General features: G+C 66.4%; 12 protein-coding genes and 1 pseudogene. 9 read left to right on the top strand and 4 right to left on the bottom strand.

Translation table 11 applies throughout. The annotated features are described in order from the left end of the window. Positions 1-6: 6 nt before the first annotated feature. Both DMB37_RS20730 and DMB37_RS20735 read right to left on the bottom strand, forming a co-directional pair. Positions 7-870 (bottom strand): ABC transporter permease, encoded by an 864-nt coding sequence (locus DMB37_RS20730; RefSeq protein ID WP_135234132.1) that lies wholly within the window; start codon positions 868-870, stop codon positions 7-9. Further along, positions 871-1,689: an ABC transporter permease gene (locus DMB37_RS20735; RefSeq protein ID WP_206054998.1), complete on the bottom strand. Its 819-nt coding sequence runs from the start codon at positions 1,687-1,689 to the stop codon at positions 871-873. A gap of 562 nt (positions 1,690-2,251) precedes the next feature. Between DMB37_RS20735 and DMB37_RS20740 the strand changes: the two genes are divergently transcribed. Further along, on the top strand, positions 2,252-2,926 hold the full coding sequence (locus DMB37_RS20740; RefSeq protein ID WP_135234134.1) for a serine protease: 675 nt from the start codon (positions 2,252-2,254) through the stop codon (positions 2,924-2,926). Positions 2,927-3,077: 151 nt separating this feature from the next. Here DMB37_RS20740 and DMB37_RS20745 read toward each other — a convergent pair whose 3' ends face one another. Beyond that, entirely contained in the window at positions 3,078-4,547 is a 1,470-nt protein-coding gene (locus DMB37_RS20745; RefSeq protein WP_135234135.1) for an MFS transporter, read from the bottom strand. A 59-nt stretch (positions 4,548-4,606) separates the two neighbouring features. Next, the gene (locus tag DMB37_RS20750) at positions 4,607-5,224 is read right to left on the bottom strand and encodes a hypothetical protein (protein WP_135234136.1); all 618 of its coding nucleotides are present in this window, start codon (positions 5,222-5,224) and stop codon (positions 4,607-4,609) included. Positions 5,225-5,418: 194 nt separating this feature from the next. Between DMB37_RS20750 and DMB37_RS20755 the strand changes: the two genes are divergently transcribed. The 8 genes and pseudogenes from DMB37_RS20755 to DMB37_RS20790 all read left to right on the top strand — a co-directional run bounded on the left by DMB37_RS20755 (position 5,419) and on the right by DMB37_RS20790 (position 14,500). Further along, positions 5,419-5,976, top strand: coding sequence for a DUF6764 family protein (locus tag DMB37_RS20755; protein WP_135234137.1), 558 nt, complete (start codon positions 5,419-5,421; stop codon positions 5,974-5,976). A 112-nt stretch (positions 5,977-6,088) separates the two neighbouring features. Then, a pseudogene (locus DMB37_RS20760) lies at positions 6,089-7,301 on the top strand (serine hydrolase domain-containing protein). A 139-nt stretch (positions 7,302-7,440) separates the two neighbouring features. Beyond that, complete coding sequence (locus tag DMB37_RS20765) at positions 7,441-8,835, top strand: cytochrome P450 (protein ID WP_240771589.1); 1,395 nt, start codon at positions 7,441-7,443, stop codon at positions 8,833-8,835. A gap of 288 nt (positions 8,836-9,123) precedes the next feature. Beyond that, positions 9,124-10,041 carry a L,D-transpeptidase gene (locus DMB37_RS20770; protein ID WP_240771590.1) on the top strand — a complete coding sequence of 306 codons (918 nt, stop codon included), beginning with the start codon at positions 9,124-9,126 and terminating at the stop codon, positions 10,039-10,041. A 172-nt stretch (positions 10,042-10,213) separates the two neighbouring features. Next, positions 10,214-11,143 (top strand): carbohydrate ABC transporter permease, encoded by a 930-nt coding sequence (locus tag DMB37_RS20775; protein ID WP_135234139.1) that lies wholly within the window; start codon positions 10,214-10,216, stop codon positions 11,141-11,143. After that, on the top strand, positions 11,140-12,006 hold the full coding sequence (locus DMB37_RS20780) for a carbohydrate ABC transporter permease (protein ID WP_135234140.1): 867 nt from the start codon (positions 11,140-11,142) through the stop codon (positions 12,004-12,006). Before DMB37_RS20775 ends, DMB37_RS20780 begins: the two co-directional genes overlap by 4 nt. Positions 12,007-12,022: 16 nt before the next feature. Beyond that, on the top strand, positions 12,023-13,351 hold the full coding sequence (locus tag DMB37_RS20785) for an ABC transporter substrate-binding protein (protein ID WP_135234141.1): 1,329 nt from the start codon (positions 12,023-12,025) through the stop codon (positions 13,349-13,351). 69 nt (positions 13,352-13,420) lie between these two features. Beyond that, positions 13,421-14,500: an ABC transporter ATP-binding protein gene (locus DMB37_RS20790; protein WP_135234142.1), complete on the top strand. Its 1,080-nt coding sequence runs from the start codon at positions 13,421-13,423 to the stop codon at positions 14,498-14,500. Positions 14,501-14,515: the final 15 nt, after the last annotated feature.

Below are 14,515 nucleotides of genomic sequence, written 5' to 3' on the forward strand. Positions count from 1 at the left end.
CTGGTGCTACCCCGAGATCCTGATGCCGGGGTTGACTCCCCAGATCGCCAAAGTCATGAACAGGTTCGCGAAGACGACCGCGATGATGCACACCTTGATCGCCCGGCCGGCCGCGACGCCGACCCCCTCCGGTCCACCGGAGGCGAAAAAGCCGTAATAGCACTGGATGAACGTGGTGATCGCGACGAACAGGATCGCCTTGAGCAAGGAGTAGATCACGTCCGTCGGTACCAGGAATTGGTAGAAGTAGTGCTGGTAGGTACCGCCCGGAGTGCCACCGATGAGTTGCACGGTCAGCGAGCAGGACAGGTAGGCCATGGCCAGGCCGAGGCAGTACAGCGGGATGATGGCGATCATCGCCGCGAACATCCTGGTGCTGATCAGGTAAGGCAGCGGCCGGATCGCGATGGACTCCAGCGCGTCGATCTCCTCGGAGATGCGCATGGCGCCCAGTTGTGCGGTGAATCGGCAGCCTGCCTGCGCGGCGAAGGCGATCGTCGCGAGCAGCGGGCCGAGTTCGCGGGTGGTGGCGAACGCGGAGACCGCGCCGGTGATCGGGCTCAGGCCGAGCAGATTCAGCGAGTTGTACCCCTGGATGCCGACGGTCATCCCGCCGAACGCACTGAGGATGACCACGACGCCGATGGTGCCGCCGCCGACGACCAGGTTGCCGTTGCCCCAGGAGACGTCGGAGAGCAGCCGCCACACTTCCTTGGGATAGTGCTTGAGCGCCAACGGGATCGAGCCGATCGAGCGCAGCAGGAAGAACACCTGGTGGCCCAGCTTGGCGAGCAGATCGACCGGTGCCTGCGCACCCTTGCGAAACTGCTGGAACGGCCGCAGTAGCGGCGGAACATATGTCGACGACACTCAGACCACCTGTGACGGGAGCAGTGCGTTGTACACCTGGGTGATGATGAGGTTCACCCCGAACAACATGATGGCGGAACTCACCACCGCGGAATTCACCGCGTTGGCGACGCCGCCGGGACCACCGCGCGCATTCAATCCATTATCACACGCGATGATCGCGGCGAGCAGACCGAAAATCAGCGATTTGATCAGTGCGACAAGAAGATCGCGCGTTACCGCGAACGAGGAGAAGGTGCCGATGTAGGAACCCGGCGTACCACCCTGGGCGAAAATATTGAAGATGTAACCGGTCAGGAAGCCGACGAAGACGACGAAGCCACAGAGCAGCACACTGACCAGCATCGCCGCGCCGAGCCGGGGGGCGACCAGCCTGCGCATCGGGTCGACGCCCATCACCTTCATGGCGTCGATCTCTTCCCGGATGGTGCGCGAGCCGAGGTCGGCGCACACCGCGGAGCCGACGGCGCCCGCGATCATCAGCGAGGTGACGAGGGGAGCACCCTGCTGGATGATGCCGAGGCCGTTGGCCGCGCCGATGAAGGAGGTGGCACCCACCTGGCCTGCGATCGAGCCGACCTGGATGGAGACGATGACGCCGATCGGGATGGCGACCAGCAGCGTCGGCGCCGCGGAGACACTGGCCATGAACGCGCACTGGCGGATGAACTCGCGGAACGGAAAGCGGCGCCGGAAGATGGCGACGAACAGTTCGGCGACCGCGGCGATCCCCATGGTGATCTGGCGACCGAAGGTCTCCAGCGAAGCCTTCGGATGGTCTGCCCAGTAACCCTTGGTCCAATCGACCACATCACTCATCCGTGATCCTGTTGGCGGACTCTCGGTCGACTGCACTGGCTAACCCCTCTCGACGCCGGTTGGCTGCCCCGACGACTTGTTTGCTTGACGCACCTTACTACGTAGTAAGCCAGAACACACCACCCTCCTGTGATTGCAGTCATAGACGATCGTCACTGTGGTGGAAACGCTATGGCGGCCGCCACCGATATTGGGTCACAGCCCAAAACGAAGGGTGGATTCTCTGGAACAAGTTACAGGTCAACCGGGCGAATCGACCGCCCAGACAAGATCATCGCGGCAATTTATTCGGATAGAATTCATGCAAAATGACATTTGATTCCGGAACCGAACAGAACGGGCTGTACTACAGTTCGAGGACAAACTCGAAACGGACATCGCCCCTTTTGATAGCTTGTCGCTATTATGGATAATAAGAGACATAATTAACCTTATGTCGAAAAAAGGGGTTGAGGCTCGCCCGCCGTGGACACCCCGTAGTAGATGACGCGCCCGGACCCGAATACTGACACGATGGGTGCGACAAATTGATATCGTGCGGGCTTCCGACGTCTGGAGGGACATGTTCAGCAAACTCGCCAAGGTGGCCAACGCCGCCTTCGCCGTAGCCCTCGGTGCGGCGCTACTCGGGACGGGCGCGGGGGCCGCTCAGGCCGAGCCGGGCCCGCCGGTTGTGGGCGGCGGCTCCGGCATCATCATCGACAACCAATTCGAGTGCACCGTCACCACCGTCGGCCATGACAACGCGGGCCGGCTCGTCGGTCTGACCGCGGGCCACTGCGGCGACCCCGGTGCCGAGGTGTACGCGGAGGTCAACCGCGGCGCCGGTGTGATCGGCCGGTTCGTCTACTCCAACCATGATCTCGACTACGCCGTCATCGAGTTCCAGCCGGGCGCGATCATCCCGGTGAATCGGATCGGCAACGTCACCATCACCGGGCTCGGCGCACCGCCGCAGTTCCCGATGATCGTGTGCAAGGAAGGCCGCACCACCGGCAACACCTGCGGCATCAGCTATGGCGACGTGTTCGCGTCGAACATGGAGACCTGGAGCCAGATGTGCGTGGTGGAAGGTGACTCCGGTGCGCCGGTCGTCATCGGCTCCACCCTCGTCGGCATGGTGAACGCCTACCTCGCCCTGGCCTGCTTCGGCCCCGAGGTCGGCACAAACATGAGCACCATCATGGGCGACATCAACGCCCGCGGCGGTGTCGGCGCAGGGTTCACGCCGATTTAATCGGCCGCTTCGCGGATTCAAGCCAGACCTAGGAGCGCGACGGGGACATCGGCGGCCGGCGGTTGTGCGTCGTGTTGGGTTGGCCCGTCCCCGGGGAGTTACCCATGTACTCCCGAGATCAGTTCGAAGATGAGCGGGCCAGCGGGCCCGCTCATTTTTCGTCTGTAGCAGGCGCTTTCGAGCCGTGCGGCGCGATCGCGGGTCCGGACACCGCGCACTGCGGCAGGCAGTCCACGCTGTCCAGGGTGGCGGGGTGCTTCGGCTGGCGCAGCAGCAGCGCCGCGAGCACCGCGCCCGCCACCAGCAGCCCGACGCAGATCCACAGGGCGGTGCCGAAGCCGTGATGGAAAGCGACGGGATCGCCGAGAGCGCCGGAGATGCCTGCCAGACCGGGCAGCGCGGCGACGGCGAGCAGCTGTGCGGTCCGTGCGACGGCATTGTTCACACCGGAGGCGATGCCCGCCTCGCTGGACGGCACCGCACCGAGCACCGCGCCGGTGAGCGGGGCGACGAGGGCCGAGAGACCGAAGCCGAACACGACCACGCCCGGCAGCACGTCGGTGAGGTAGACGGTGTCCGGGCCGATGCGCAGCAGCAGCACCAGCCCGCCCGCGGCGAGCAGCGGCCCGATGGTCATCGGGATGCGCGGGCCGTGCACCTGCGCCCAGCGCCCGGCCGGCGCCGAGAGCACCAGCATGATCAGCGTGATCGGCACGGTGGCCACACCCGACATCAGCGGCGAATAGCCCGCCACCAGCTGCAATTCCAGGACCAGCAGGAAGAAGACGCCACCGAGGGCCGCGTAGACGGCGAGGGTGACCAGGTTCGCCGCGGTGAACACCCGCGACGCGAACAGCACCGGCGGCACCAGCGGATGGTCGCTGCGCAGCTCGATCACCACGAACGCCGCGAGCAGCAGCACCCCCGAGACCAGCAGCAGCGGCATGGTTTCGATCAGGCCGAAGGTCAGCGCGCCGAGCGCGACCGCGACCACCAGGGCGCCCGGCACGTCCAACTGCGACTTGGCGTTCGGATCATGGCTCTCCGGCACATGTTTCAGCGCGACGAGCACCACCACGAGGGTGAGCGGCACATTGATGAAGAAGATGGAGCGCCAGCCGGCCAGCTCGATCAGCCAGCCGCCGAGGAACGGCCCGAGCGCGCCGGCGACCCCGCCGAAGCCTGACCACAACCCGATCGCCGCGCCCTGGTCCCGCCGGTCGATGGAGGACGAGATCAGCGCGAGGCTGCCCGGCGTCAGCATGGCACCGGCTACGCCCTGCAGGATGCGAGCGAACACCAGCATCTCGATATTCATCGCGGCACCGCACAGCACCGACGCGATCGCGAAACCGATGGTGCCCCAGACGAACACCTTGCGCCGGCCCAGCCGGTCCCCGAGCGAGCCGCCGAGCAGGATGAACGAGGCCAGCGTCAGCGTGTACCCGTTCAAGGTCCACTGCAGCCCGGCGACATCGGTGTGCAGCGACTCCCCGATGCGGGGCAGCGCGATGTTCACCACGGTGGCATCGAGCGAGGCCACCGACGAACCGAGGATGGTGGCCAGCAGGATCCAGCGGCCGGTGGACGACTTCAGCCGGGGAAGATCGATCGTGCTCACCGAGCCAACTTAGCTGGCCGGTGTCGGAATGCTCGGGAGTTCACCGCTGGGCGAAAGTGTCAGAGCTCGTGCACGCAGACGACGAATCGGCGCTCCTCGTAGACATAGCCGGTGCCACTGCCGCAGACGCTGACGTCGTCGGCGCCGTCCACCCGCTTGACCACCTTGACGCCCTTGGTCGGGGCGGTGCCGGTGCAGTCGATCCGCTTGGGGTCGTCACCGCCGACATCCATGCAACCGCCGACGACCCAGTCGATGTCGAGGCAGTACGCGCCCTGCTCGATGCCGTTGAGGGTCTCGGCGTAGTAGTTGTCGGCGTCGCTCACGCACTGGGTGCTCTTGGGCGCCTTGCCGATCACCTTGTAATTGGCCGCGCGGCTGCCGCAGGACGCCTTCGCGATGGTGGCGTTCGAGGTGGTGCCGCCGAGCGTGACGCAGTCGCCCTCGCTGGCCTCGAAATCGGTGTTGCCGCCCTTGGTGGTCGGCGTCGGCTTGCCGGTGGTCGGTTTGCCCGAGGGCTTCGGCGTGCTGGTGATCGACACGGCATTGATGGTGCCGTTGTCCACCGCGGGCTGCGCGCGGCCGCTGATGGTCGAGCTACAGCCCACCACGGATAGGGCGGCCACCGCGACGAATGCCGCGAACGCGACCCGACCCCAGGCCAGTTGACCAGACACGAAACAGTCCTCCCGAGCTGTAACGCTCCGAACTCAAACCCCCGTAAGAATCCGAAGTAAACAAAATATAGCTGAGCTTGAAATACACGCCATGCATACACCATCGAGCGCGCACACGTCGACTCGACCGTGGAATCGGGGTTCCAGCAACCCATCTGGGTATGGTGGTCTTCAGCGTTGGAGAGGAGTTACCCGTGAAGCTGATCAGCATGATCGTCTGCTCGGCCGCCGCGGTGCTCACCTCTCCGGTGTGGCCCGCGGTGGCCTCAGCAACCGATGTGCACTGCACCTCGGAAAACGGCGCCGACATCACGGTGATCGACGGCCACACCGCCTGCCGCGCCGCCAGCGACCTGCTCGGCCAAGCGAAATCACTGGGAATCGACGGTGTCGGGTACGCGAACGCGACCCTGGGCGCCAGAGCGATCGGCATCGGCATGGCGGGTGGGGTCGGCGCGAGCGATGGGGCGGGCGGGATTCCGATCGCGCTGGGCATCGGTCAGGACGCGATCGCGCGCAGCTCCATCGACAGCGCTGGGAATGCCGACAGTGCAGGGGATTCGCGACCCGCCGGCGCACCGCTCATCGCCGCGTCGGTCGCCCTCGACGGCTCGCGCGCGGCCGTGCAGACCGCCGAGAACACCGTGGTGTGCCTGGGCACCGGTGCCTTCGCCTGGAATTCGCACACCGGCGACACCTGCCTCAGCACGCCCTTCGGCCGCTGGCAGACCCCGGTGCACCAGCTACCCTGAGTAACGGTCCGATGATCGGTGGTCAGGAGGCGACCCCATGGTTTCGGCAACGGCAGCGGGCGACTTCGGCGCCACCGACCCGGCGGCAGGCAAGCTCGCCGCGCCCAAAGAGATGCTGGTCGACCCGCGCTTCATCCGGTTGGCCGACCAATTCTTCGGCATGTTCACCCAACCGAGCCGCGGCGGCGGGGCGCTGGCCATCTATCTCGACGGCACACCCGTCGTTGGACATCTGGGCGGGCTGGGCCGGTAAAGACCGGCGCTGGAACGGCAGCACCGTCGCGCTGACCTTCTCCACCGGCAAGGGCGTCGCCGCCACCGTGCTGCACCGGCTGGCCGAACGCGGCCTGGTCGACTACGCCGCGCCGGTCGCCACGTACTGGCCCGAGTTCGGCGCGCACGGCAAGGACGACATCACCGTGCGCGACGTGCTCGCACACCGCGCGGGACTGCACCGGGTGCGCGGCCTGGTCCCCGGCCGGGAAGGCATCCTCGACTACGACGCCGTGATCCGGGCGCTGGCCGACAGTCCGCCCGACCCGCGCCGCATCCGCACCTCCGGCTACCACGCGATCACCTTCGGCTGGCTGGTCGCCGAGATCGTGCAGCGCGTCACCGGTGACCCGTTCACCGAGGTGCTGCGTCGCGAGATCGCCGTGCCGCTGGGGCTCGACGAATTCTGGTTCCGGGTACCGGAATCCGAGCGCTACCGGATCGCCAAGATCTTTCCGCATCTCAGTCCGCCGGGGATCCGCTGGAACACCGCCTCGTCGGTGCTGTCCTGGGTGCGCCCGATCCGCGGGCTCGCCGAGGCGGGCATGCCGGAGAGCTTCGACGAGCTGGTCCGCGACCCCCGGGTGCACGACGCGGTGATGCCCGGCTGGAACGGGGTCTTCTCGGCCCGCGCGCTGGCCAGGATGTACGGGGCGCTGGCCAACAACGGCGAGGTCTTCGCGACGCACCGGGGTGGCGGGGCGGCCGTGCGGCTGCTGCGGCCGGAGACGATCGAGACCATCAACCAGGCGCAACCCGCCGAGAGCCGAGACTACGTGCTCGGGCTGCCGCTGCGGTTCACCCTCGGCTACCACCGGCCGGTGCTGATGTCCAAGCAGCAGCCGCGAAAAGCGTTCGGCCACTACGGTGTCGGCGGGTCGGGCGCCTACGCCGATCCGGAGTTGGGCATGTCGGTCGCGTTCGTCACCAACCGGCTCGGCAACGCGGTGACCGCGCTCGGGGACGCCAGGATGGCGCGGCTGGCGGCGACCGCGCGCAATACCGTCCGCAGGATCAAACCCACGGTGGTCGTCGACGAAACAGCGGGCTAGCGGTTCCGTCATTCGGCGACTGGGCCGTCGCTAGGACTACACGACCGGGGTGCGGCGGAAACTTCGCGCGGGTCGTCGCGGAAACTTCGCGGCCGTGTCGAACCCGACCGCGGTTGACTTCGTACCTATAGATATGGACGTGGGCACAGCCGAGCCCGGCGCAGGCGAGTCGCGCGCCGTCGCCGTGCCGAAACCACCTCGGCTGATCGTGCTGCACGCGCTCGCCGCGGGCCTGGACTTCGACAGGTACTTCCGCTGGCGCCGAAGGCGCGAGGGTGATCCGTTCTTCGTGCGCTTTCCCGGCTTCGGATCGGCGCTGTTCACCGGCGCAGCCGAGGGTGCGCGCGAGCTGTTCCGCGCGCCGGTCGACGCGACCGCACCGCCGCGACCGAATCCGATCGAGCCGCTGGTCGGCACCGCCTCGCTGATCCTCACCGCGGGCGAACGGCATCGCCGCGACCGCGCGCTGCTGACCCCGGCCTTCCACGGTGCGCGGATCCGCGAATACGGGGCAATCATTCAGGATTCGGTGCACCAGGAACTCGCGGGCGACACCGGACGGGCGTGGCGGCCCGGCGCCCGCATCGATGCGCGGGCGGCCACCCGGGCGATCACGCTGCGGGTGATCCTGACCGCGGTGTTCGGAGTGGACAGCCCCGAGCGGCGGGCCGAATACACCCATGCGGTCGGCGAATTCCTCGCCACCTTTTCCGGGCCGCTCATGCTGGTGCCGGTGTTGCGGCACGGGCTGTTCGGCCACGCGCCGTGGGACCGATTCGTCGCGGCCCGGACTCGGCTGGACCGGTTGATCCTCGACGACCTCGAGCGCCGAAGGGCCGGGCCGCCGACCACCGACATCCTGGGCATGTTGCTGAGCACTCGATATGACGACGGCAGCCCGATCACCGACGACGATCTGTGCGACCAGCTGCGCACCCTGCTGGTCGCCGGGCACGAAACCACCGCGACGACGCTGGTCTGGGCCCTGTTCCAGCTGCACCGCGCACCGGACACCCTGGCCCGGCTGCGCGCGGAGTTGCGCGCGGCCGGACCGGACGCGACCCCGGTCGAGCTGGCGGCGCTGCCCTATCTCGACGCCGTGTGCCAGGAGACGCTGCGGCTGCATCCACCGGTGCCCATCGTGGTGCGCAGGCTGACCGAGCCGTTCACGCTGCGCGGGGTGGCACTGGCGGCGGGGGACACGATGGGAATCGCGGTGCCGTTGCTGCACTCGGACCCGCAGGTGTGGTCCGAGCCGCGGCGCTTCCGGCCGGAGCGGTTCCTCGAGCGCAAGTACCGGCCGTTCGAATACGCCCCGTACGGCGGCGGGCATCGGCGCTGTGTCGGGGCGGCGCTGGCGGACTACGAACTGCGAATCGCGTTGGCTACCATCGTGAGCCGCGTGCGGCTGCGCTTGGCGCCACGGTATGCGAACGGGCGTACGCCGATGTCGGTGCCGCACAACATAGCAACCGGTCCGCATCGCCCAATTCCGTTCGACGTAGTGAGTGATTTACGTCACGAAGGCGTTTGACAGACCCCGCACAGCGACCGACCAGCGGCATCGATCCGCACACCGGACTCGCCGACGTGACCGGTAGCTTTCGCCGAACCGGACAACGACTATCGGGTTGTGTGACCGCTGCCACACCGAACGGTCGGAACGAATCACTGTGAACCGCAACTGGCTTCGAGCCGCACCGGGACGGTAGGAAGGATGCAGGGTCGGGCCGTCAATACCCGTGGGGCAGCCCTGCCTGCTTCACGCCGATGAGAGATCTCGAGACACGCGTGCGCCTGTGCGCGTGCGCCGAGAGATGGAATGGACGAGAAACCTATGCATGCCGCTTCGCACACCGGGTCGCTACCTGCCCACCGCCGGGGAGCACAGCTGACCCGCAGGCTGCGGGCGGGCGCCCTGTTGTCCGCGACGATCGCGGCGGGCGTTCTGCTCGTCGCGCCCGCCGACGCTGAACCGTTCCCCGGACTCGGCTCCGGATCGGCCGGTTCGGCGCAGGACCCGGCGCCACAGCAGCCGAACTTCGCGCCACCGTCGATCAACATCGCCGACGGCGAGGTGGTCGGGGTGGCCCAGCCGATCATCATCAACTTCAAGGAGCCGGTGGCCGATCAGGCCGCCGCCGAGAAGTTCATCAAGGTCACCTCCTCGAAGGACGCACCGGGCCACTTCTACTGGCGCGGCGACAAGCAGGTGCGCTGGCGGCCGAACGATTTCTGGCCGGACAACACCGACGTGCAGGTCGAGGCGGGCGGAACGCGCAGCTCCTTCAAGATCGGCGACGCGTTCGTCAGCACGGCCGACGACAACACCAAGACCATCACCATCACCCGCAACGGTGAGGTGGTGAAGACCATGCCGACCTCGATGGGCAAGACCAAGCACGAGACCCCGAACGGCACCTATATCGTCGGCGAGCAGCTGCGCAAGATGATCATGGATTCGTCCACCTACGGCGTGCCGACCACCGACCCCGAGGGCTACAAGCTCGAGGTCGAGTACGCGACCCGCATCTCCAACAGCGGCATCTTCGTGCACGCGGCCCCGTGGTCGGTCGGCCAGCAGGGCAACTCCAACGTCAGCCACGGCTGCCTCAACGTGAGCACCGAGAACGCCAAGTGGTTCATGGAGAACTCGCGCAAGGGTGACCCGGTCATCATCGAGAACACCAAGGGTGGCTCGATCGGGACCAGCGACGGCCTCGCGGGCGACTGGAACTAAGGCGCTCCCGCACAACTGAAGACACGTCACGAAGCCGAACATTACGATCAATTAAGCAAATTGCTGATCGGGATGTTCGGCTTCTTGATTCACTGGGCGCGTGCTCGAGAAGTTCAGTGCCCCGCCGGACAGCGTTAACCGACTGTTTGCTCCTGTCCGTAGAGTGCGCGGCGTGCGAGCGAAGCCGGAACGTGTACTCCCCCAACCGCGCGGACGCGGTTTGCGGAACCGGCCCTGGCAGGACTACGTCCTGTTCCTGATCCTTGTGGTGCCGAATCTCGCGCTGCTCACGCTGTTCGTCTATCGGCCGTTGATCGACAACATCCGGCTCTCGTTCTACGACTGGAACATCTCCGACCCGGTGGCCACCTTCATCGGGGTAGCGAACTACCGCGAGTGGTGGGGTCGCTCGGACTCCTGGGAGATCGTCAGCAACACGGTGGTTTTCACGCTGGCGGCGGTGGTCGGCAGCATGGTGCTCGGCCTCGCGCTCGCGCTGCTGCTGGACCGGAAGCTGTTCGGCCGCAATGTGGTCCGCTCGGCGATCTTCGCGCCGTTCGTGATCTCCGGCGCCGCCATCGGCGTGGCCTTCCAGTTCATCTTCGACCCGAGCTTCGGCCTGGTCCAGGATGTGCTGCACCGCTTCGGCGTCGCCACCGTGCCGGACTTCTACCAGAACCCGAACTGGGCGCTGTTCATGGTGACGGTGACCTACATCTGGAAGAACCTCGGCTACAGCTTCGTCATCTATCTGGCCGCGCTGCAAGGGGTTCGGGCCGAGCTGATGGAGGCCGCCGAGATGGACGGCGCAGGCCGGTGGACCACCTTCACCAAGGTGCTGCTGCCCCAGCTGCGGCCGACCACGTTCTTCCTGTCGATCACGGTGCTGCTGAATTCGTTGCAGGTCTTCGACATCATCAATGTGATGACCCGCGGCGGGCCGCTGGGCACCGGCACCACCACCATGGTCTACCAGGTGTACGAAGAGTCCTTCCGTAATTTCCGCGCCGGCTACGGCGCGACCGTGGCCACCATCATGTTCCTGGTGCTGTTGGTCGTCACGCTGGTGCAGGTTCGCGTCATGGATCGGAATGAGCAGTGAAAAGCGCAGGGGCCGAGACAGATTCCTACCGACGTCGCCAGCGCGGGGTGCTGCTGCTCGGCTACGCCGCCATGGTGTGCGTGCTGATCATCGTCGGCGTGCCGTTGTTCTGGATCGTGATCACCTCGTTCAAGGCGCGCCCGGACATCTACGTGCAGCCCGCGGTGTACTGGCCGCACAGCTGGCACCCGGAGAACTATCGGGACGCCACCACCAAGCTGCCGTTCTGGACCTTCTTCGGTAACTCGCTGATCGTCACGGCGGTCGTCTCCGCGGTGAAGTTCGTGCTCGGCGTGTTCAGTGCGTACGGCCTGGTGTTCCTGCGGTTCCCCGGTAAGTCGGTGGTGTTCCTGGTGATCATCTCGGCGCTGATGGTGCCCAACCAGATCACCGTGATCTCCAACTACGCGCTGGTTTCGCAGCTCGGCTGGCGAAATACCCTGGTGGGCATCATCGTTCCGCTCTGCGGCGTCGCGTTCGGAACATTCCTGATGCGCAACCATTTCCTGTCGCTGCCGTCGGAGGTGATCGAGGCGGCCCGGATGGACGGCGCCAACTGGTGGCGGCTGCTGACCAGGGTGGTGCTGCCGATGTCCGGGCCGACCATGGTCGCTTTCGCGGTGGTCACGCTGGTCAACGAGTGGAACGAATACCTCTGGCCGTTCCTGATGGCCGACGGTCCCGAGGTGGCCACGCTGCCGGTCGGCCTGACCCTCTTGCAGAACACCGAGAACCCGAGCGTCACCAACTGGGGCCCGGTGATGTCGGGCACGTTGCTGACCATGCTGCCGATTCTCATCGTGTTCCTGCTGCTGCAGCGCCACATGATCAAAGGCCTCACCTCGGGTGCGGTCAAGGGTTAGATACAGGAGAAATCACGTGTCCACTTCTCAGTTCCCCGCGCTGTCCCGGCGCGGATTCATCGGGCTGGCCGGCGCCGTCGCCGCGGGCGCCGCGCTCACCGCATGCGCGGGCACCGGCGGTGGTGCCAAGCAGTCCGGCGACGCGAACACCATCAACTTCTGGTCCAACCACCCCGGCAGCTCGAAGGATCAGGAAACCGAGCTGATCAAGCGCTTCCACGAGAAGTTCCCCGACCTGAAGGTCAACCTGATCGACGCGGGCAAGAACTACGAGGAGGTGTCGCAGAAGTTCAACGCGGCCCTCTCCGGCGGCGAGCTGCCCGATGTCGTTGTGCTCTCCGATGTCTGGTGGTTCAACTACGCCCTCAACGGCTCCATCGAGCCGCTGGACGGACACTTCGCGCACGCGGGCGTCAAGCTGGACGACTATGTGGACTCGCTGGCCGCGGACTACCTGTTCAACGGCAAGCACTACGCGCTGCCGTACTCCCGGTCGACGCCGCTGTTCTACTACAACAAGGACGTCTGGGCGAAAGCCGGTCTGCCGGACCGTGGCCCGAACAGCTGGCCCGAGTTCGACGAGTGGGGCCCGAAGATTCAGGCCGTCATCGGCGACGGCAAACTCGCGCACGGCTGGGGCAATGCCGAAAACTACCTGGCCTGGACCTTCCAGGGACCGAACTGGACCTTCGGCGGCGCCTACTCCGATGAATGGCAGCTGAAGTTCACCGACCCCGGCACCATCGCGGCGGGCCAGTTCCTGCGCGACATGATCCACACCAAGAAGTACGCGGGCATCAAGCCGCAGATCGCAGTCGATTTCGGCACCGGCGTCATCGCCTCCACCATCGCCTCCACCGGCGACCTCAAGGGCATCAAGCAGAACGCGGAAGGCAAGCTGCAGTTCGGCACCGCGTTCCTGCCGCACCCGAACGGGCCCGGCGTCACCACCGGCGGCGCCGGCCTGGCGATTCCGGCGCGCATCTCCGATGAGCGAAAGATGAACGCGCTCAAGTTCATCGAGTTCATCACCAACCCGGCGAACACCGCGTACTTCTCGCAGACCACCGGATACATGCCGGTGCGCAAGTCGGCGATCACCGACCCGAGCGAGCAGGACTTCCTCGCGAAGAACCCGAACGCCAAGGTCGCCATCGATCAGCTGCCGCTGACCAAGTCGCAGGACTACGCCCGGGTGTTCGTGCCGGGTGGCGACAAGATCATCGGCACCGGACTCGAGCAGATCGGTTTGCAGAACGCCGATCCGGCAACGGTTTTCGCCAATGTCACCCGCGAGCTGCAGGCCATCATCGACCGGCAGATCACCCCGAAGCTGCCCAAGTAATACCCGCACCTCGGTGGCGGTCACCCCGGGTGGCCGCCACCGTGAGTTCACACGAGGAGATCGACGCCCATGGCCACAGTGCAGTTCGACGGTGTGACGCACCTGTATCCCGGTGCGCCGACACCCGCCGTCGACAGCCTGGAGATCGACATCGCCGATGGGGAATTCATCGTGCTCGTCGGCCCGTCGGGCTGCGGCAAGTCGACCAGCCTGCGCATGCTGGCCGGGCTGGAATCGGTGGAGGCGGGCCGAATCCTGATCGGCGGCAAGGACGTCACCGGGCTGCCGCCGCGCGCCCGGGATGTGGCGATGGTGTTCCAGAGCTACGCGCTGTACCCGAACATGACCGTTGCGCAGAACATGGGCTTCGCCCTGCGCAATGCGGGCATGAACAAGGCCGATACCTTGGTCCGGGTACAAGAGGCGGCGAAGATGCTCGAACTCGAGCACCTGCTCGACCGCAAACCGGCCAAACTGTCCGGCGGACAACGGCAACGGGTCGCGATGGGGCGAGCGATCGTGCGCAGGCCGCAGGTGTTCTGCATGGACGAGCCGCTGTCCAACCTGGATGCGAAGCTACGCGTCAGCACTCGGTCGCAGATCGCCGCGCTGCAGAAACGGCTCGGCACCACCACGGTGTACGTCACGCACGATCAGGTCGAGGCGATGACCATGGGCGACCGGGTCGCGGTGCTGCTCGACGGCAAACTGCAGCAGATCGCCGCGCCGCGCGAGCTGTACGACAACCCGGTGAACACCTTCGTCGCGGGGTTCATCGGTTCCCCGGGCATGAACCTGCTGGAAGCACCGGTGCGCGACGGCGCGGCGATCCTCGACGAGCTGCGTATCCCGTTGCCGCGCACCGCGAAAACCGGCGACCGAGTGGTGGTCGGCATCCGCCCGGAGTCGTGGGAGGTGACCACCGACGCCGACGGCCTCACCGTCGCCGCCGAACTGCTCGAGGAACTCGGCGCGGAGTCGTTCGTCTACAGCCACGGTATCGCCGAGGACTGGAACAGCCGCTCCGGCAAGGTGGTTGCCCGGGTGGACCGTCGCTTCCAGGTGGCACTCGGCGATCAGCTGCGGCTGCGACCCAAGCTGGACGATGTGTTCTTCTTCGACGCGGAAACCGAGGAACGCCTGCGCTGACGGCGCGCCCCGGCT

Source organism: Nocardia sp. CS682, from assembly GCF_004634405.1.
Taxonomy (GTDB): Bacteria; Actinomycetota; Actinomycetes; order Mycobacteriales; family Mycobacteriaceae; genus Nocardia; species Nocardia ninae.